This is a genomic window from Pseudomonas sp. PS02302 (assembly GCF_029959585.1).
GTDB classification, from domain to species: domain Bacteria; phylum Pseudomonadota; class Gammaproteobacteria; order Pseudomonadales; family Pseudomonadaceae; genus Chryseomonas; species Chryseomonas aestiva.
Map to the genome: position 1 here is coordinate 1 of NZ_JASCON010000024.1, position 19266 is coordinate 19266.

Sequence of the window (19266 nt, forward strand, 5' to 3'; positions counted from 1 at the left end):
CTCCTACAGGCACGAACGTTACCGCAGGAGCGGCCGCATCGGCGGACCGCCATGGCCGCGATATAAGCCGACGCAGAACCGTAGCGTGGAAAACGGCGCAGCCTTTTCCACTGGAGGCTGCTACGGGGGTACCCTCACCCCAGCCCTCTCCAGAGGGGAGAGGGGGCTAGCCGAGCGGACATTTGCCTCCGTCCGCCCAACCTAGGCCGACTCAGAACAGCCGATTCAACCCATCGAAGGCCGCCACCCGGTAGGCCTCGGCCATGGTCGGGTAGTTGAAGGTGGTGTTGACGAAATAGCGGATGCTGTTCGCTGCCCCTTCCTGGTTCATGATCGCCTGGCCGATGTGCAGGATCTCCGACGCCTGGTCGCCGAAGCAGTGCACGCCCAGCACCTGCAGGGTCTCGCGGTGGAAGAGGATCTTCAGCATGCCCACCGGCTCGCCGGAGATCTGCGCCCGCGCCATGCTCTTGAAGAAGGCCTTGCCGACCTCGTAGGGCACCTTTTCCTGGGTCAGCTCGCGCTCGGTCTTGCCCAGCGAACTGATCTCGGGAATGGTGTAGATGCCGGTGGGGATGTCGTTGACCACCCGCCCATTGTTGTCGTGCAGGATGTTGTCCGACGCCGAACGCCCCTGGTCGTAGGCGGCGCTGGCCAGACTCGGCCAGCCGATGACGTCGCCCGCCGCATAGATGGTGGCGACCGAGGTCCGGTAGTTCTCGTCGACGGTAACCTGGCCCCGGCTGTTGACCGAGAGGCCCACGTTCTGCAAGCCCAGCTGGTCGGTGTTGCCGGTCCGGCCGTTACACCACAGCAGGGCATCGGCACGCAGCTTCTTGCCGGATTTCAGATGCAGGACGACGCCGTTTTCCTGGCCTTCGATGCGCTCGTATTCCTCGTTGTGGCGAATGAGCACATTGTTGTTCTGCAGGTGATAACTCAGGGCGTCGGAGATTTCGTCGTCGAGGAAGCTGAGCAGCTGGTCGCGGTTGTCGATCAGGTCCACCAGCACGCCGAGGCCGCTGAAGATGGACGCGTATTCGCTGCCGATCACCCCGGCGCCGTAGATGATCAGCCGGCGTGGGGTATGGGTCAGCGACAGGATGGTGTCGCTGTCGTAGATGCGCGGATGGCTGAAGTCCACGTCCACCGGGCGATAGGGACGCGAGCCGGTGGCGATGACGACCTGCTTGGCAACCAGGCGCTCCAGGTCACCGCGCAGGTTGACGATCTCGATGGTATTGTCGTCGGCGAAGCTGGCGGTGCCGAAGAACAGGTCGACCCGGTTGCGCGCATAGTAGCCGGTACGGGACGACACCTGCCGGGCGATTACCCGCTCGGCGCTGCGCAGCACGTCGGGAAAGGAGAACCAGCGCGGTTCGCCGATGGAGCGGAACATCTCGTTGGTGTTGAACTGGATGATCTGCTTGACCGAATGGCGCAGGGCCTTGGAGGGAATGGTGCCCAGGTGGGTGCAGTTGCCGCCGACCACCTGGCGATTGTCCACCACCGCCACGCGGCGGCCATTCTTGGCGGCGTTCATCGCCGCGCCCTCACCGGCCGGTCCCGAACCCAGTACCACCACGTCGTAGCTATAGACCGCCATGCTTTCTCCTCAGAAGGTTAGCCGTCCGCAGGCGACGGCTGGAGCCGGACCGCCTCATGCGAGGCCGGATCCGACGCGAGATCGCCCCCAGGGGGCTGCGACCTCTTGTCACGGGCCGCTATTGTGGCGCAAAACCCGGTCAAAACGAAAACGGGAGCCACCAGGGCTCCCGTTTTTTCTTGCAAGTCAGCCTTGCCTAGCGCGCAAGACTCAGGCCGGGAAGGCCGGCGGATTGACCCCCGCCATCTCTTCCAGCACCCGCACGACCTGGCAGCTGTAACCGAACTCGTTGTCGTACCAGACATAGAGAACGACACGGTTGTCGCTGACGATGGTGGCACCGGCATCGACCACGCCCGCATGACGGGAGCCGACGAAGTCGCTGGAGACCACTTCCGGCGAGTTCACGAAATCGATCTGCTTGTGCAGCGGCGAGTGCAGCGCCATTTCGCGCAGGTACTCGTTGATCTCTTCCTTGCTGGTGCCGTTTTCCAGGTTCAGGTTGAGGATCGCCATGGAAACGTTGGGCGTCGGCACGCGGATGGCGTTGCCGGTCAGCTTGCCAGCCAGTTCCGGCAGGGCTTTGGCCACGGCCTTGGCGGCGCCGGTCTCGGTGATCACCATGTTCAGCGCGGCGCTGCGGCCACGGCGGTCGCCCTTGTGGAAGTTGTCGATCAGGTTCTGGTCGTTGGTGTAAGAGTGCACGGTCTCGACGTGACCGTTGACGATGCCGTACTTGTCGTTGACCGCCTTGAGGATCGGCACGATGGCGTTGGTGGTGCAGGAGGCCGCGGTGACGATGGTGTCTTCGGCGGTGATGGTGTCATGGTTGATACCATGCACGATGTTCTTCAGGCTGCCCTTGCCGGGTGCGGTCAGCACCACGCGGGAGACGCCCTTGCACTTGAGGTGCTGGCCCAGGCCTTCGGCATCGCGCCATCTGCCGGTGTTGTCGACCACGATGGCATCCTGGATGCCGTACGCGGTGTAGTCGACGGTGGTGGGATCGTTGGAGTAGATCACCTTGATCAGGGTGCCGTTGGCGCACAGGGTGCTGTTGGCTTCGTCGACGGTGATGGTGCCGTCGAAGGAACCGTGCACGGAATCGCGACGCAGCAGGCTGGCACGCTTGACCAGGTCGTTGTCGGCGCCCTTGCGCACGACGATGGCGCGCAGACGCAGGCCGTCGCCGCTACCCTGGTGCTCGACGAGGATGCGCGCCAGCAGCCGGCCGATACGACCGAAGCCGTAGAGGACGACGTCCTTGCCCTTGCGCTGCTCGACGCCCTGCTTGCCGACCACGGCGGACAGCTCGCTGCGCAGGAAGTCCTTGAGGTCGCGACCGGCCGCTTCGGCCTTGAACTTCAGGCTCAGGCGGGCCAGGTCGATGGAGGCGGCGCCCAGTTCCAGCTCGCTCAGAGCCTTCACCAGCGGATAGGTGTCCTGCACGGACAGCTCGACGTTGTCGATCTGGCGGGCGAACCGGTGGGCCTTGAGAATGGAGATCACCGAACGGTTGACCAAACCGCGACCGTAAATCGAGGTCACAACATTGTTATTACGGTACAGCTGACCAATCAGGGGAATCATGGCCTCGGCGAGCGCTTCGCGATCGATCCATTCTTCAAGGCACTGCTCAGGCTTCTGACTCACGACAAATCCTTCCCTATGTAGGAGCTGAAAAAAGGAACTACATTATGACCGCGCTGCCTCTCCCAGGCAATCTACGCGCGTCGCTGCACTGACAGCGCGAAAGCCCGGTCGTTACAATCCCAACCCTCCCGAAATCCACCGGAGTTCCGCACGCGTGTCAGTTTTGCGTACCCCGTCAATTCCTGAAACCGCCGGCCGCCAGCAGTGGGGCAATCTGCCCGGCGCCGCGCTAGCCCTCGCCATCGCTGAAGCCGCCAAGGCCGCGACACGCCGCTTCACCCTGCTGATCACCCAGGACAGCCAGACCGCTGATCGCCTGGAGCAGGAACTGCGCTTCTTCGCGCCCGAGCTGCCAGTGCTGAATTTTCCCGATTGGGAGACGCTGCCCTACGATGTCTTCTCGCCGCACCAGGACATCATCTCCCAGCGCGTCGCGACTCTTTATAGGTTGCCGGAGCTCTCCCACGGTATTTTGGTAGTCCCTTTGGCGACCGCCCTACACCGCCTGGCACCCACCCGTTTCCTGCTCGGCAGCAGCCTGGTGCTGGACGTCGGCCAGCGGCTGGACGTGGAAGCCACCCGCGGACGGCTGGAAGCAGCCGGCTATAGATATGTGGACACGGTGTACGAACATGGCGAGTTCGCCGTGCGTGGCGCCCTGATCGATCTCTTCCCCATGGGCAGCAACCTGCCCTACCGCATAGACCTGTTCGACGACGAGATCGAGACGCTGCGTACCTTTGATCCGGAAACGCAGCGATCCATCGACAAGGTCGACAGCATCCGCCTGCTGCCGGCGCGGGAATTTCCGCTGCATAAAGAAGCCGTGACCGGCTTTCGCGCGCGATTCCGCGAGCGCTTCGACGTGGACTATCGTCGTTGCCCCATCTATCAGGACCTGGCCAGCGGCATCACGCCCGCGGGCATCGAGTACTACCTGCCGCTGTTCTTCGACGAGACCTCGACGCTCTTCGACTATCTGCCGGCCAACACCCAGGTGTTTTCCCTGCCCGGCATCGAGCAGGCCGCCGAGCAATTCTGGGCCGATGTCCGCAATCGCTACGAAGACCGCCGGGTCGATCCAGAGCGGCCGCTGCTGCCGCCGGCCGATGTCTTCCTGCCGGTGGAAGACTGCTTCGCCCGCCTGAAGAACTGGCCGCGGGTGGTCATCGGCGCGGACGATCTGGAGTCGGGTGTAGGCCGTGAGCGCTTCGGCGCCCGCGCCCTGCCGGACCTGGCCATCGATGCCAAGGCCAGCCAGCCGCTGGCGGCCCTGGAGCACTTCATCACCGACTTCCCCGGCCGGGTGCTGTTCACCGCGGAAAGCGCCGGCCGCCGCGAAGTGCTGCTGGAGTTGCTGGCCCGCCTGAATCTGCGCCCCGGTCAGGTCGAGGGCTGGGCGGCCTTCCAGGCCAGCGCCGAGCGCATCGCCATCGCCCTGGCGCCGCTGGACGAAGGCCTGGTGCTGGATGACGCCGGCGTCGCCCTGATCCCGGAAAATCCGCTGTTCGGCCAGCGCATCATGCAGCGCCGCCGCCGCGAGAAGGGTCGCGATGCCGGCGAGAACGTCATCAAGAATCTCACCGAGTTGCGCGAAGGCGCGCCGGTGGTGCACATCGACCATGGCGTCGGTCGCTACATGGGCCTGATCACCCTGGAGCTGGACGACCAGCCCCAGGAATTCCTGCTGCTCGAATACGCCGACGACGCCAAGCTCTATGTGCCGGTGGCCAGCCTGCACCTGATCGCCCGCTATTCAGGCACCGACGATGCCCTGGCGCCACTGCACAAGCTGGGTTCCGAGACCTGGCAGAAGGCCAAGCGCAAGGCGGCCGAACAGGTGCGCGACGTGGCCGCCGAACTGCTCGACATCTATGCCCGCCGTGCCGCGCGCAAGGGCTATGCCTTCAGGGACCCGGCCGTCGACTACGCCACCTTCTCCGCCGGCTTCCCCTTCGAGGAGACGCCGGACCAGCAGGCCGCCATCGAGGCGGTGCACAAGGACATGCTGGCGGGCACGCCCATGGATCGCCTGGTCTGCGGCGACGTGGGCTTCGGCAAGACCGAGGTGGCCATGCGCGCGGCCTTCATCGCCGTGCACGGCGGCCGCCAGGTGGCGGTGCTGGTCCCCACCACCCTCCTCGCCCAGCAGCACTACAACAGCTTCCGCGACCGCTTCGCCGACTGGCCGGTGCGCGTCGAGGTGATGAGCCGCTTCAAGTCGACTCAGGAAGTCGCCGCCGCCGCGCGCGAGCTGGCCGATGGCAAGATCGACATCATAATCGGCACCCACAAGCTGCTGCAGGGCGATGTGAAGTTCAAGGACCTGGGCCTGGCCATCATCGACGAGGAACACCGCTTCGGGGTGCGTCAGAAGGAACAGCTGAAGTCGCTGCGCAGCGAGGTGGACATCCTCACCCTCACCGCCACGCCGATTCCGCGCACCCTGAACATGGCCGTGGCCGGCATGCGTGATCTGTCCATCATCGCCACGCCCCCGGCCCGCCGGCTTTCGGTGCGCACCTTCGTCATGGAAGAGCAGAACGCGGTGATCAAGGAAGCCCTGCTGCGCGAACTCCTGCGCGGCGGTCAGGTGTACTTCCTGCACAACGAGGTCAAGACCATCGAGAAGCGCGCCCGCGAACTGGCCGAGCTGGTGCCCGAGGCCCGCGTCGGCATCGGTCACGGGCAGATGCGCGAACGCGATCTCGAACAGGTGATGAGCGATTTCTACCACAAGAGATTCAACGTGCTGGTGGCCTCGACCATCATCGAGACCGGCATCGACGTGCCCAATGCCAACACCATCATCATCGAGCGCGCGGACAAGTTCGGCCTGGCCCAGCTGCACCAGTTGCGCGGCCGGGTCGGGCGCAGTCACCACCAGGCCTACGCCTATCTGCTCACGCCGCCCCGCAAGGGCATGACGCCGGATGCCGAAAAGCGCCTGGAAGCCATCGCCGGCGCCCAGGACCTGGGGGCCGGCTTCATCCTGGCGACTCACGACCTGGAAATCCGTGGCGCCGGCGAGCTGCTCGGCGAAGGCCAGAGCGGGCAGATCCAGGCGGTGGGTTTCACCCTCTACATGGAAATGCTGGAGCGGGCGGTCAAGGCCATCCGCAAGGGCGAGCAGCCGAACCTCGAGAAGCCCCTGGGGGGCGGTCCGGACATCAACATGCGCGTTCCCGCGCTGATTCCGGAAGACTACCTGCCCGATGTCCATGCCCGATTGATCCTCTACAAGCGCATCGCCTCGGCGCCGGACGAAGACGCGCTGAAGGAGCTGCAGGTGGAGATGATCGACCGCTTCGGTCTCTTGCCGGAACCGACCAAGAATCTGGTACGCCTGACGCTGCTCAAGCTGCGCGCGGAAGGCCTGGGCATCGTCAAGGTGGATGCGGGCCCCCAGGGCGGGCGGCTGGAATTCGCCGCCGATACCCAGGTGGATCCGCTGGTGCTGGTGAAGATGATCCAGGCGCAGCCGAAGAAATACCGGCTGGAAGGCGCGACCCTGTTCAAGTTCCAGGTACCGATGGAGCGGGCGGAAGAGCGCTTCACCGTCCTGGAAGCCCTGTTCGATCGCCTGACGCCCGCCGCCAGCTGATCGAAGAGCCGCTCGCCGGGTATCCCCGGGAGCGGCTCGGTCGCTATCAGCCCGTCAGCACCTCGGCCAGCACCTGCCGCACCTCGTCGATGCCGCTGGCCAGGACCGCTTCGATCTCGGCCATGGTGATTTCCCGCTGCACCTTGCCGGCCGCCGGATTCACCACCAGCGCCAGGCAGGCGTAGGGCAGAGCGAGTTCGCGCGCCAGGGCCGCTTCCGGCATCCCGGTCATGCCGACGATATCGCAGCCATCACGCTCCAGCCGGACGATCTCCCCTGCGGTCTCCAACCGCGGCCCCTGGGTGGCGGCATAGACCCCACGGTCGCTGTGCCGCAGCTGCAGCTTGCGCAGGGCATTCAGCAGCCGCTGACGCAGGGACTCGTCATAGGGAAAGCTGAAGTCGATGTGGGTGACATGCGCAAGGTCGGCGCCTTCGAAGAAGGTATGGCCACGCCCCCAGGTGTAGTCCACCAGCTGATGGGGCACGCACAGATGGCCACTGCCCATGGCGGCGTGGATGCCACCCACGGCATTCACCGCGATGATGGCCTCGGCGCCGGCTTCCTTGAGTGCCCAGAGATTGGCGCGGTAGTTGACCTGGTGCGGCGGAATACGGTGCGGATGGCCGTGGCGGGCCAGGAACAGCACCGGGCGGCCGGCATAGTGGCCGCGCTGCACGGGCGCCGAGGGCGCCCCCCAGGGGGTCGCGAAGGTCTGGGCCTGGTCCAACTCCAGACCGGCGAGCGCGGTGAGGCCGGTACCGCCGATGATGGCGTAGGTAGTCATGGATACGTCCTTTAAATAAGTTCAGCCTGGCGCAATTGCCGCAGGGCAAGACTCCACTGCGGTTGCTGGCGGTAATCCAGATCGACGAGACGGCGGGCTCTCATGCTGGCCAAGCGTGGCGCGGGCGAGACGCCCAGCTGCTGCACCCGGATCAGGGCCAGCTCGGCCGCTGCGCGGTCATTGCACACCAGCCCCATGTCGCAGCCGGCGGAGAGCGCCGCCTCGACGCGCTGGCCGGCATCGCCCGCGACGTGGGCACCCGCCATCGACAGGTCGTCGCTGAAGATCACGCCCTGGTAATCCAGCTCGACGCGCAGGATGTCCTGCAGCCAGCGGCGGGAAAAGCCGGCCGGCTGGGGATCCACCGCGGGATAGATGACATGAGCGGGCATCACCGCGCCCAGGCTCGGCAAGAGAGCCTGGAACGGGCGCAGGTCGGTGCGCAGCAGGGTGTCCAGATCGCGCTCGTCGGTGGGAATGGCATAGTGGGAGTCGGCTTCGGCCCAGCCATGGCCGGGAAAGTGCTTGCCGGTGGCGGCCATACCGGCGTCGCCCATGCCGGCGATAAAGGCGCTGCCCAGCTCGATCACCTGGTCGGCACTACCGAAGGAACGGGCACCGATGACCTGGCTGCGCCCATGGTCGATGTCCAGCACCGGGGCGAAACTGAAGTCCAGCCCCACTGCCAGGATCTCGGTCGCCATCAGCCAGCCGCAGAGGCGGGCCAGTTCCGCGCTGTCCGCGCGCCCGCCCAGCTGACCCATGGCCGGCAGCCGCACCACGTCGCGGCGCAGACGTTGCACGCGACCGCCTTCCTGGTCCACGGCCAGCAACAGCTCCGGGCGCACCGCGCGAATGGCACGGCACAGCTCCCTTACCTGCCCCGGGGTTTCGATGTTGCGGGCGAACAGGATCAGTCCGCCCACCTCCGGCTGGCGCAGCAGCTGGCGATCCTCGGCGGTGAGCCAGGTGCCAGCGATATCGACCATCAGAGAGCCTTGCATGGGTACCTCGTCCGAATGCTCCGGCGCACGGCGCCGTGAAAGGGACGCAAGCTTACCCCAGGCACCGCCGGCCTCGCAGCCTAGTAGCTCTCGGCCGTCTCCGCGACCACCGGCCGCCGTGGCCGATACTGCGCCTGAGCCAGCTCCGGCGCGTGCATCGCCGTGGGCGCGCGCATCCCGCTGGCGAGGAAGGGCACCATCAGTCGCAATACCTGATCGGTATGGGTATCGACGCCGAAGTCGTTTTCGCCGATCGCCCGCAGCGCCTTGATGCCGGACATGCTGAACACCGCCGCGCCCAGCATGAAGTGGGCGCGCCAGAACAGCTCCAGCGGCGGGATCTCGGGCACGGCACGATTCACCAGCAGCAGGAAGCGGCGGAAGGCGCGGCCGTAGGTCTGTTCCAGATACTTGCGTAGGTGGCCCTGGCTCTGGCTGAAGGCCAGGCCCAACAGCCGCATGAACACCGAGAGGTCATTGCCATGCCGTGGCTTGATGGCCAGGGAGTGATCCACCAGCAGATTCAACAGCGCCTCCAGGCTCACGTCCTCGCCATGCTTCGGCTGCCGCTGATCGAGGTCCCGCTCCAGGTTGAAGCAGAAGGGATCGAGAAAGCGCGAGAACACCGCCTGGATCAGCGCCTTCTTCGAACCGAAGTGATAGTTGACCGCAGCCAGGTTGACCCCGGCTCGGGTGGTAATGAGTCGCAACGAGGTTTCGGCAAAGCCGCGCTCGGCGAACAGCTGCTCGGCCGCATCCAGAATGCGCTCCACGGTATCCGACTGCGCCATGACCTTCCTCGATAGATGAATTCCGTTTGAAACATATGTTTCAAACGCTATCCAAGTCAATCGTGAGCTGGACTCGAGGGGGTCTGCAGAAGGGCGTGAAAGGCCCGGCGATCCACGCCGGGAGCCAGATTGCGGTGAATCCGGCCTGTCGTCCGACGGCTTGGCCGGCGGTCTTGCCTACCACCCGGAGTTACTGTATATAATCACAGCATCATTAGACGACGCGACGTGCATCATGCTGAAACTGACACCGCGACAAGCCGAGATCCTGGCCTTCATCAAGCGTTGCCTCGAAGCCAATGGCTTTCCGCCTACCCGCGCGGAGATCGCGCAGGAGCTTGGTTTCAAATCGCCGAACGCGGCCGAGGAGCATCTCAAGGCCCTGGCGCGCAAGGGCGCCATCGAGATGACGCCGGGCGCCTCCCGGGGCATCCGCATCCCGGGTCTGGATGCCACGCGCAAAGCCGACGAGAGCCTGCCGGTCATCGGTCGGGTCGCCGCAGGCGCGCCCATCCTGGCCGAACAGAACGTCGAAGAGAACTGCGCCATCAACCCGGCCTTCTTCCAGCCCCGTGCCGACTACCTGCTCAGGGTCAAGGGCATGAGCATGAGAGACGTCGGCATCCTCGATGGCGACCTCCTGGCCGTCCATGTGACCCGTGAGGTGCACAATGGCCAGATCGTCGTGGCCCGGGTGGGCGACGAGGTCACCGTGAAGAGATTCAAGCGCTCGGGTAATCAGGTCACCCTGCTGGCAGAGAATCCCGAGTTCGCCCCTATCGAAGTCGATCTTTCCACCCAGGAATTCGCCATCGAAGGGTTAAGCGTTGGCGTTATCCGCCGCTAACGTCTAGGGCTGGCCCTCGGGCCAGCCGTTATCACGCCTTTTGCCTTACGCCGAAGTCTTGATCGGGGATATCTGTTCGCGCTCCGGAAAGCGTTCAAGACCAGGCTGAGCACAGTGACGTCATGTATCCGTGGTACATGACCTCAAGTGGATTTGATCGAGTCGCCTCCAGGAGGTCGCCATGCAATTTCCCCTGATGTTCGATGCACCGCGCTCGTCCGTTCAAGAGCTGGATCTGGCACCCGAGCTCCTGCTGCAGGAGCTGACCGCCTTTCTGCCCAAGCCGGGCAAGCCGGCACGGGAGCTGCCAGCCGCGCCGCTGCCGGATACCTTCAGCGAGATGTCCCTGCACGGTAGCCAGGAGCAGTGCCTGCAACTGCTCGCCCCCATCCTGCGCCAACTGAGCGACAAGGACGATGCCCGCTGGCTGACCCTGGTCACGCCGCCGTCGCTGCTCAGCAACGCCTGGCTGCGCAGTACCCATCTGAATCCGGAACGCGTGCTGTTGCTGCAGACGCCGAGCGCTGCCAAGACCCTGCAACTGGCCTGCGAGGTGTTGCGCAAGGGGCAGAGTCATACGGTGATCAGCTGGCTGCACGACCTGAGCGATGCGGGCAAGCAGCAACTGGCACGCGCCGCGGCTCAGGGCAACAGCCAGAGTCTGAACGTCAGGTTCGCGTAGGAAGCAGGCGCCAACAGGGCCTGTAGTGGCGGCATTCCAGCGTGGAATGCCGGATCGAGAGAAGTATCAGTGCAGGACGCGCGGTTGATCATCACGCTGGAGGCTGTCGCCTTCGGCCAGGCGACCCGCCATCTGCACGCCCAGATTGAACATGGCCTTGGCCACCTCTATCTGCTGTCCATGCAGGAAATCCTTGGCATCGCTGGAAAACTCAAGGGTAACGAGGGCTTCCTCGTCGTCCGCACGGCGCAACACGATGCGACCATCGGAGAGTTCAACGATTTCCAGGTAGGCAGTAGTCATTCAGTATCTCCACAGCTAAGCGGATAGTGTAACAGCGTGGGGTCTGAGAGGCTGACTTGCCTGAGCCTTTTTCGACGGTCTGCAAGGCCAGCATCCTGACGGCCTCGGATGAGTTGCTAGTGGAACAGGTCTACCATTCGGTCATGGCACCGCGGAATCTGAGCGCCGTCTGCTTGAGGCTTTCGCGCCAGGCGTCCACTTCTTCAAGACCCAGTTCCGGCTCCGCCGGCTCCAGGCTGACTGCCTCGATCAAGGCCAGCGTCGGGTCCTGCTTGGGCCGTCGTATCGCCTGGGGCGGCTGCAGCAGCCGCTGGTATTCGGCGATCAGCCGTGCCAGCCAGGTCTCCGAATTGCCAGCCAGCTCCACCAGCTCACCCATTTCCGGACTAGGCGCCTCGTTCAGGGCTTCGGGTGAGAGCAGGACGGCGAGCGACGTGGCCTCCATGGTCGGGTGGCGATAGAAGCCCGCCACCTCCTGACAGAGGCCCAGCAGGGCGCCATGCAGATGGAACAGACAGGCCTCGCGCTCGGCCATGATGCGCCCCTGGCTTTGCGCCGAAGGCACCGCCTGAGCCGAGCGCCAGCTTTCCAGGGCCAGACCAGCGAAATAGAGCTTCTGGTTGGTGCGGGTGTAACGCTCGTTGGCCATGCCCTTCTCCTCGGGTCGACTCACGCCGACCGCCTGTCTCGCGCCGGAACCAGAGGCCCTAGCGCTTCTCTTCCACCTGCCACTTCTTGCCGTCGTAGAAGGCCTTCCAGCCGGTGGGCTTGCCCTCGACCTCGGTCTGCACGTACTGCTCCTTGGTCTTGCGGCTGAAGCGGATCACCGCCGGGCGACCTTCGGAATCCTTCACCGGGGCATTGAGCAGATAATGGTACTTGGGATCGATCTCGTCGCGATGGGGCAGCAGTTCGCTGACCAACGGCGCACGGGTTTCGCGATTCTTCGGGAAGCCGCTGGCCGCCAGGAACAGACCCGAAGCGCCATCACGCAGCACATAGGTGTCGTCGACCTTTTCGCAACGCAGCTCCGGCATGGGCACGGCGTCCATCTTCGGCGGCGCCGGCTCACCGTTCTTGAGCAGCTTGCGGGTGTTCTTGCAGGCCGGGTTGGTACAGCCGAAGAACTTGCCGAAGCGGCCGGTCTTGAGCTGCATCTCGCTGCCGCACTTGTCGCATTCCAGCGACGGGCCTTCGTAGCCCTTGATGCGATAGCTGCCCTCCTCGATCTCGTATCCCGGGCAGTCCGGGTTGTTGCCGCAGACGTGCAGCTTGCGGTGCTCGTCGATCAGATAGGCATCCATCGCGGTACTGCAGATCGGGCACCGGTGCTTGCCGCGCAGGACCAGGGACTCGGATTCACCCTCGTCGTCTTCGGCGATCTCGTCGCCCGGCACCAGGTTGATGGTGGCCTTGCAGCGTTCCTTGGGCGGCAGGGCGTAACCGGAGCAGCCCAGGAAGACGCCAGTGGAAGCGGTGCGGATCATCATCGGCCGACCGCAGAGCTGGCAGGGAATGTCCGTCAGGGTCGGCTGATTGGCTCGCATGCCCTTCTCGCCCGCTTCGGCGTATTCCAGCTTCTGCTTGAAATCCCCATAGAATTCGTCGAGCAGATTCTTCCAGTCCCGTTCGCCCTGGGCGACGTTGTCCAGATTGCCTTCCATGTTGGCGGTGAAGCTGAAGTCCATCAGATTGGCGAAGCTTTCGTTCAACCGGTCGGTAACGATGTCGCCCATCTTCTCGGCATAGAACCGGCGATTGTGCACCGTCACGTAGCCGCGATCCTGGATGGTGGAAATGATGGCGGCATAGGTCGACGGCCGGCCGATGCCGCGCTTCTCCAGCTCCTTGACCAGGCTGGCTTCGGAGAAGCGAGCCGGCGGCTTGGTGAAGTGCTGGCTCGGATCGAGCTTGACCAGGCCGAGGTCCTCGCCTTGCTTCATCTCGGGCAGGACATCATCGTCGCCCGGCTTGCTCTGCTGCGGCAGGACCCGGGTATAGCCGTCGAACTTGAGGATGCGGCCGCGGGCACGCAGCTCGAAGTCACCCGCCGCGGCGGTCACCGTAGTGGACAGGTATTCGGCCGGCGGCATCTGGCAGGCCAGGAATTGACGCCAGATCAGTTCGTACAGGCGCTCGGCGTCGCGCTCCATGCCCGACAGGCTGTTGGGCTTGACGGTGATGTCGGACGGGCGGATGGCCTCGTGCGCTTCCTGGGCGCCTTCGCGACTGCCGTAGACATTGGCTTTTTCCGGCAGGTACTGCTTGCCGAATTCGCTCTCGATGTAACCGCGGGCCATGGCGATGGCATCGCCCGACAGGTTGGTCGAGTCGGTACGCATGTAGGTGATGTAGCCGGCCTCATAGAGACGCTGGGCCATCATCATGGTCTTCTTCACGCCGAAGCCCAGGCGATTGCTCGCGGCCTGCTGCAGGGTCGAGGTGATGAAGGGTGCCGAGGGCCGGCTGCTGGTCGGTTTGTCTTCGCGCTTGGCGATGCGATAGGCAGCCTTCTCCAGCTTGGTCAGGGCGGCCTTGGCCTGGGCTTCGTTCAGCGGCTTGAAGGCTTCACCCTTCTCGCGCACCACTTCGAAGCGCACCTGGGCCTTTTTCGGCGTGGCCAGGTCGGCGTGGATTTCCCAGTATTCCTCGGGGACGAAGGCGCGGATCTCGCGCTCACGCTCCACCACCAGCTTGACCGCGACGGACTGCACCCGACCGGCGGACAGGCCGCGGGCGATCTTCGACCACAACAACGGCGAGACCATGTAGCCGACCACGCGGTCGAGGAAGCGGCGCGCCTGCTGGGCGTTGACACGATTGATGTCCAGCTCGCCGGGCTGGGAGAAGGCCTCCTGGATGGCCTTCTTGGTGATCTCGTTGAAGACCACGCGCTTGTAGCGCGAGTCGTCGCCGCCGATGGCTTCCCGCAGGTGCCAGGCGATGGCCTCCCCTTCGCGGTCCAAGTCGGTTGCGAGATAGACGGTGTCAGCGTCCTTGGCCAGGCGGCGCAGCTCTTCGATCACCTTTTCCTTGCCGGGCAGGATCTCGTAGTGCGCCTTCCAGCCGTGCTCCGGATCGACACCCATGCGGGCGAACAGCTGACGCCGGGCCTTTTCCTTGGGTGACAGCGCGGGCGCCTCGGCGGCGGTCTTGCGCGTCTTGGCGGCGGGCTCCTTGGCGGTGCCGGCGCCGCTGGTGGGAAGGTCGCGGATGTGGCCGATGCTCGACTTCACCACGTACTGGTTGCCCAGGTACTTGTTGATGGTCTTGGCCTTGGCCGGGGATTCCACGATGACCAGCGATTTACCCATGGGAGAGTCAGATTCCTGCTTGAAGGCGGTGAGCGAGCGAAAGGCGAGCGCCGGAACGGCGGATGGAGGACCAGACCGATTTCAGTCTGGTGCGCCGGGGGCGGTCGGCCAACGCGGCAACGCTATATATAGTGGCGATGTCGGCAAGGTCAAGGCTGCGGCGTGGCATCCAGACCCAAGGGAGCGGCTTCGACACTGATCAGCGCGAAGCGCGGCACCTGCTCGCCATCCACCTGGACGCTCTCGCGAAACATGCTCAAGGGACGTGCCCAGAGACCATATTCACCATACAACGCCTGATAGATGACCAGCTCTTCTTCGGTCTCGGAATGCCGGGCCAGACCCAGCACCCGATACTGCTGACCCTTGTAGTGCCGGTAGAGTCCCGTCTGCAATGCCATGTTCCACCTCGAAAAAAGAAAACCGGGGCAGCCCTGGGGGCGCCCCGGTCGGATGACGCACGCTGCGGCGGATCAGCGCAGGCGTTCGAACACCGTGGTGATGCCCTGGCCGAGCCCCACACACATGGTGGCCAGGCCGAAGGTGCCGTCATTCTGTTTCATGACATTTAACAGCGTGCCTGAAATTCTGGCGCCAGAGCAACCGAAGGGGTGACCCAGGGCGATGGCGCCCCCGTGCAAATTGACCTTTTCCTCCATCTTGTCGAGCACCTTGAGGTCCTTGAGCACCGGCAGGGCCTGGGCGGCGAAGGCTTCGTTGAGCTCGATGAAATCGATGTCGGCGATGGTCAGGCCCGCGCGTTTGAGCGCCTTCTGCGAAGCCGGGACCGGACCGTAGCCCATGATCGCCGGATCCACCCCGGCGACGGCCATGGAGCGGATCCTGGCCAACGGCTGCAGGCCCAGGTCCTGGGCGCGCTGGGCCGACATGACCAGCATGCAGGAGGCACCGTCGGTGATCTGCGAGGAGGTGCCGGCGGTCACGGTACCACCCTTGGGGTTGAACGCCGGCTTCAGCGCCGCCAGGCCTTCGAGGGTGGTTTCCGGACGGATGGTCTCGTCCTGGCTGAAGACCTTGAGGAAGCCATTCTCGTCGTGACCTTCCAGGGGAATGATCTCGTCCTTGAACTTGCCTTCCTGGGTGGCCTTCCAGGCCAGCTGGTGCGAGCGGTAGCCGAACTGGTCCTGGGCCTCGCGGGTGATGCCGTGCATCTTGCCGAGCATTTCGGCGGTCAGGCCCATCATGCCGGAGGCCTTGGCGGCGTGCAGCGACAGCTGGGGATTCGGGTCGACGCCGTGCATCATGCCGACGTGGCCCATGTGCTCCACGCCGCCGACGACGAAGACGTCGCCGTTGCCGGTCTGGATCGCCTGGGCAGCGGTGTGCAGGGCGCTCATGGAGGAACCGCACAGGCGGCTCACCGTCTGGGCACCGCTGGTGTGGGGAATGCGGGTCAGCAGCGACGCCATGCGGGCGATGTTCCAGCCCTGCTCCAGGGTCTGGTTGACGCAGCCCCAGATCACGTCTTCCACCTCGGCCGGATTGACCTGGGGATTGCGGTCGAGGACCGCGTCGATCAGCCGCGCCGACAGGGTCTCGGCGCGAGTGTTACGGTGCATGCCGCCCTTGGAACGGCCCATGGGCGTGCGGGCGAAGTCGACGATGACGACGTCTCTCGGATTCAGACTCATTTCTTTACTCCAGGCTCAACCGAAGAAGCGTTGGCCAGCGGCGGCCATTTCGCGGAGTTTGGGGGTCGGGTGATACAGCGGCCCGAGGTCGGCGTACTGGTCGGCCATGGCGACGAATTCGGCCACGCCCAGGCTGTCGATGTAGCGCAGCGCACCGCCCCGGAAGGGGGGGAAGCCGATGCCGTAGATCAGGCCCATGTCGGCCTCGGCGGCGCTGTCGACGATACCGTCTTCCAGGCAGCGCACGGCTTCCAGGCACAGCGGCACCATCATCCGCTCGACGATCTGCTCGTCGGTGAATTCACGCTGTTCGTAGGTGACCGGTGCCAGTACCTCGGCCACGGCCGGGTCGGCGACCTTCTTCGGCTTGCCCTTCTTGTCGGTCTCGTAGACATAGAAGCCCTTGCCGTTCTTCTGGCCGAAGCGCTGGGCTTCGTAAAGGGCGTCCACCGCGGTCTTGCGGCTTTCCTTCATGCGCTCGGGGAAGCCCTCGGCCATGACGTCGCGGGCGTGGTGGGCGGTGTCCATGCCGACCACGTCCATCAGGTAGGCCGGGCCCATGGGCCAGCCGAATTTTTCCATCAGCCGATCGACGCGCTGGAAGTCGGCGCCCTGGGCCAGCAGCGCGGCGAAGCCGCCGAAGTACGGAAAGAGGATGCGGTTGACCAGGAAGCCGGGGCAATCGTTGACCACGATGGGATTCTTGCCCATCTGGCGGGCGTAGGCCACGGTGGTGGCGATGGCCCTTTCGCTGGTCTTCTCGCCACGGATCACCTCGACCAGGGGCATCATGTGCACCGGGTTGAAGAAGTGCATGCCGCAGAAGTTTTCCGGACGCTTGAGCGCCTGGGCCAGCAGGCTGATGGAGATGGTGGAGGTGTTGGAGGTGAGGATGGCGTCTTCGCGCACCTGGCCTTCCACTTCCGCCAGCACGCCCTGCTTGACCTTGGGATTCTCGACCACCGCCTCGACCACCAGGTCGACGCTCTTGAAATCGCCATAGGACAGGGTCGGCCGGATGCGATTGAGCGCCTCGGCCATCTTCGCCGGCTCCAGGCGGCCCTTCTCGACGCGCTTGTTGAGCAGCTTGCTGGCTTCGCTCAGCCCCAGTTCCAGGGCTTCGTCGCGAATGTCCTTCATTAGGATCGGGGTGCCCTTGAGCGCGGACTGGTAGGCGATGCCGCCCCCCATGATGCCGGCGCCCAGCACGCTGGTCAGCTTGACCGGCGCGGCCTGCTTTTCCAGCACCTTGGCCTTGCGCTTGAGCGCCTGGTCATTGAGGAACAGGCCGACCAGGCTGGCGGAGACCGAGGTCTGGGCCATCTTGGCGAAACCGGCGCCTTCGACTTCCAGGGCCTTGTCGCGGCCGTAGTTGGCGGACTTCTGGATGGCCTTGATGGCTTCCAGCGGCGCCGGATAGTGCGGACCGGCCTGGCTGGCGACGAAGCCCTTGGCCGATTCGAAGGCCATCATGGCCTCGATGGCATTGAGCTGCAGCTTTTCCAGCTTGGGCTTGCGCTTGGCACGGTAGTCCAGCTCGCCGGCGGCGGCGCGGCGAACCAGGTCCAGGGCGGCGTCGAACAGGTGCTCGGGGGCGACCACGGCATCGGCCACGCCGACCTTGAGGGCGGTGGCGGCGTCGTTTTCCTTGCCGGAGGCGATCCACTCGATGGCGTTGTCGCTGCCGATCAGGCGTGGCAGGCGGACGGTGCCGCCCCAGCCCGGATAGATGCCCAGCTTGACTTCCGGCAGGCCGATGCGCGCCGCGGTGCTCAGCACCCGGTAGTCGGCGGCCAGGGTCATCTCGCAACCACCACCCAGGGCGATGCCGCCCACGGCGGCCACGGTGGGCACCGGCAGGTCTTCGAAGTCGTTGAAGATGCGGTTGATCTCGGCGATGCCGGCCTGCAACTCTTCGGTCGGCCGGCCGAACATCTCGACGAATTCGGTGATGTCGGCGCCGACGATGAAGACGTCCTTGCCGCTGGTGACGATGACGCCACGCAGACCGGCGTGGGCTTTCAGGGCATCCACGGCCTGGCGGAATTCACGCAGGGTGATGGCGCTGAACTTGTTGACCGATTCGCCTTGGAGGTCGAAGCGAAGTTCGGCGATGCCGTCCTCCACGTCGCGCACCGAAAGGGCTTTGCCTTCGAAAATCATCAGCGGGTCTCCCTTGAGTCCTGGTCGCAAGGCGGGCGGCAGCTTCGGATGGAAGCCGAAAATCGCCAGCCCCGATATTGTTCTGTGGAGGGCACCGGCCGGGCCGGGGCGAAAATTCATACAACCGTTTGAACGGTTCGCACAACCTTCTGGCAAAAGCGGGCGCTTGTCAATTGGGACGCACGGGGAAAGCGTGGTCGGGGGTTCGAGTGGTGAGAGCTTGAGCTTGGCGCGCTTCTGTGCAAGATAGCCGTGGAGCTATCCCCGACTCCTGGAGTCGAAACTACAAGTGGGCAAGCGTCTGCCTGAACAGTTGCCGAGCGACAGCCGGTTCTGTCCGGCCAGCACCTGAAGCCTGCGAATCGAGCGCCAGCCACGGTACGGTCTGGCGCCCCATCATGAAGGAGAGATGTGTATGGCCTACCAACACATATTGGTTGCCGTCGACCTGACCGAAGATTGCCAACCGGTGATCCGTCGCGCCGTGGCCATGGGTCAGTGCTGTGGCAGCAAGGTGTCGCTGGTGCACGTGGTCGAACCCATGGCCATGGCCTTTGGCGGCGATGTGCCCATGGATCTGTCGTCGCTGCAGCAGCAGCAGATCGAGCAGGCGCGCGAGCGACTGGATGGCTTCACTACCCAGTACGCCGAACTGGCCGGCAATTGCGTGCTGGCCTATGGGCAGCCGCGCCAGGAGATCCACCGCATGGCCAAGGAGCAGGGCTGCGACCTGATCGTGGTCGGCAGCCATGGTCGTCACGGTCTGGCGCTGCTGCTGGGCTCGACGTCCAACGACCTGTTGCACGGCGCGCCCTGCGATACCCTGGCCGTGGCTTTGAAGAAAGACAAGGCCTGATCCA

General features: G+C 64.7%; 15 protein-coding genes. 4 read left to right on the plus strand and 11 right to left on the minus strand.

All coding sequences use genetic code 11. From position 1 onward, the window contains the following. Window positions 1-211: 211 nt before the first annotated feature. Together sthA and QMX82_RS10335 are read right to left on the minus strand one after the other, a co-directional pair. Entirely contained in the window at window positions 212-1606 is a 1395-nt protein-coding gene (gene sthA / locus QMX82_RS10330; protein ID WP_282283034.1) for a Si-specific NAD(P)(+) transhydrogenase, read from the minus strand. Between the two features lie 210 nt (window positions 1607-1816). Beyond that, window positions 1817-3259 carry a glyceraldehyde-3-phosphate dehydrogenase gene (locus tag QMX82_RS10335; RefSeq protein ID WP_208692311.1) on the minus strand — a complete coding sequence of 481 codons (1443 nt, stop codon included), beginning with the start codon at window positions 3257-3259 and terminating at the stop codon, window positions 1817-1819. A 154-nt stretch (window positions 3260-3413) separates the two neighbouring features. Between QMX82_RS10335 and mfd the strand changes: the two genes are divergently transcribed. After that, window positions 3414-6863 (plus strand): transcription-repair coupling factor, encoded by a 3450-nt coding sequence (gene mfd, locus QMX82_RS10340; protein ID WP_208692312.1) that lies wholly within the window; start codon window positions 3414-3416, stop codon window positions 6861-6863. Between the two features lie 46 nt (window positions 6864-6909). Here mfd and QMX82_RS10345 read toward each other — a convergent pair whose 3' ends face one another. The 3 genes from QMX82_RS10345 to QMX82_RS10355 form a co-directional block, all read right to left on the minus strand. Beyond that, window positions 6910-7650 carry an S-methyl-5'-thioinosine phosphorylase gene (locus QMX82_RS10345; protein WP_282283037.1) on the minus strand — a complete coding sequence of 247 codons (741 nt, stop codon included), beginning with the start codon at window positions 7648-7650 and terminating at the stop codon, window positions 6910-6912. Window positions 7651-7661: 11 nt separating this feature from the next. Then, the gene (nagZ, locus tag QMX82_RS10350; protein ID WP_282283039.1) at window positions 7662-8654 is read right to left on the minus strand and encodes a beta-N-acetylhexosaminidase; all 993 of its coding nucleotides are present in this window, start codon (window positions 8652-8654) and stop codon (window positions 7662-7664) included. An 80-nt stretch (window positions 8655-8734) separates the two neighbouring features. Beyond that, window positions 8735-9445, minus strand: a complete 711-nt coding sequence (locus QMX82_RS10355; RefSeq protein ID WP_208692315.1) for a TetR/AcrR family transcriptional regulator — start codon at window positions 9443-9445, stop codon at window positions 8735-8737. Window positions 9446-9680: 235 nt separating this feature from the next. Here QMX82_RS10355 and lexA point away from each other — a divergent pair, with 235 nt between their 5' ends. Further along, entirely contained in the window at window positions 9681-10292 is a 612-nt protein-coding gene (gene lexA / locus QMX82_RS10360) for a transcriptional repressor LexA (protein ID WP_158894149.1), read from the plus strand. Between the two features lie 181 nt (window positions 10293-10473). Then, on the plus strand, window positions 10474-10974 hold the full coding sequence (gene sulA / locus QMX82_RS10365) for an SOS-induced cell division inhibitor SulA (RefSeq protein WP_261793891.1): 501 nt from the start codon (window positions 10474-10476) through the stop codon (window positions 10972-10974). A gap of 66 nt (window positions 10975-11040) precedes the next feature. Here the strand turns inward: sulA and QMX82_RS10370 are convergent, their stop codons facing one another. The 6 genes from QMX82_RS10370 to fadB form a co-directional block, all read right to left on the minus strand. Continuing rightward, on the minus strand, window positions 11041-11277 hold the full coding sequence (locus QMX82_RS10370; RefSeq protein ID WP_007162387.1) for a hypothetical protein: 237 nt from the start codon (window positions 11275-11277) through the stop codon (window positions 11041-11043). A 130-nt stretch (window positions 11278-11407) separates the two neighbouring features. Continuing rightward, window positions 11408-11926, minus strand: coding sequence for a DUF6586 family protein (locus QMX82_RS10375; RefSeq protein WP_282283149.1), 519 nt, complete (start codon window positions 11924-11926; stop codon window positions 11408-11410). 58 nt (window positions 11927-11984) lie between these two features. Next, on the minus strand, window positions 11985-14591 hold the full coding sequence (topA, locus tag QMX82_RS10380) for a type I DNA topoisomerase (protein ID WP_282283052.1): 2607 nt from the start codon (window positions 14589-14591) through the stop codon (window positions 11985-11987). A gap of 149 nt (window positions 14592-14740) precedes the next feature. After that, the gene (locus QMX82_RS10385; protein ID WP_208692317.1) at window positions 14741-14992 is read right to left on the minus strand and encodes a DUF1653 domain-containing protein; all 252 of its coding nucleotides are present in this window, start codon (window positions 14990-14992) and stop codon (window positions 14741-14743) included. Between the two features lie 72 nt (window positions 14993-15064). Continuing rightward, complete coding sequence (fadA, locus tag QMX82_RS10390; protein WP_133862801.1) at window positions 15065-16243, minus strand: acetyl-CoA C-acyltransferase FadA; 1179 nt, start codon at window positions 16241-16243, stop codon at window positions 15065-15067. Window positions 16244-16258: 15 nt separating this feature from the next. Beyond that, window positions 16259-18406 carry a fatty acid oxidation complex subunit alpha FadB gene (gene fadB, locus QMX82_RS10395; protein WP_208692318.1) on the minus strand — a complete coding sequence of 716 codons (2148 nt, stop codon included), beginning with the start codon at window positions 18404-18406 and terminating at the stop codon, window positions 16259-16261. Window positions 18407-18821: 415 nt separating this feature from the next. On the opposite strand from fadB, the gene QMX82_RS10400 reads away from it, so the two are divergent. Continuing rightward, the gene (locus QMX82_RS10400) at window positions 18822-19262 is read left to right on the plus strand and encodes a universal stress protein (protein ID WP_183628608.1); all 441 of its coding nucleotides are present in this window, start codon (window positions 18822-18824) and stop codon (window positions 19260-19262) included. The last annotated feature ends 4 nt before the right edge of the window (window positions 19263-19266 follow it).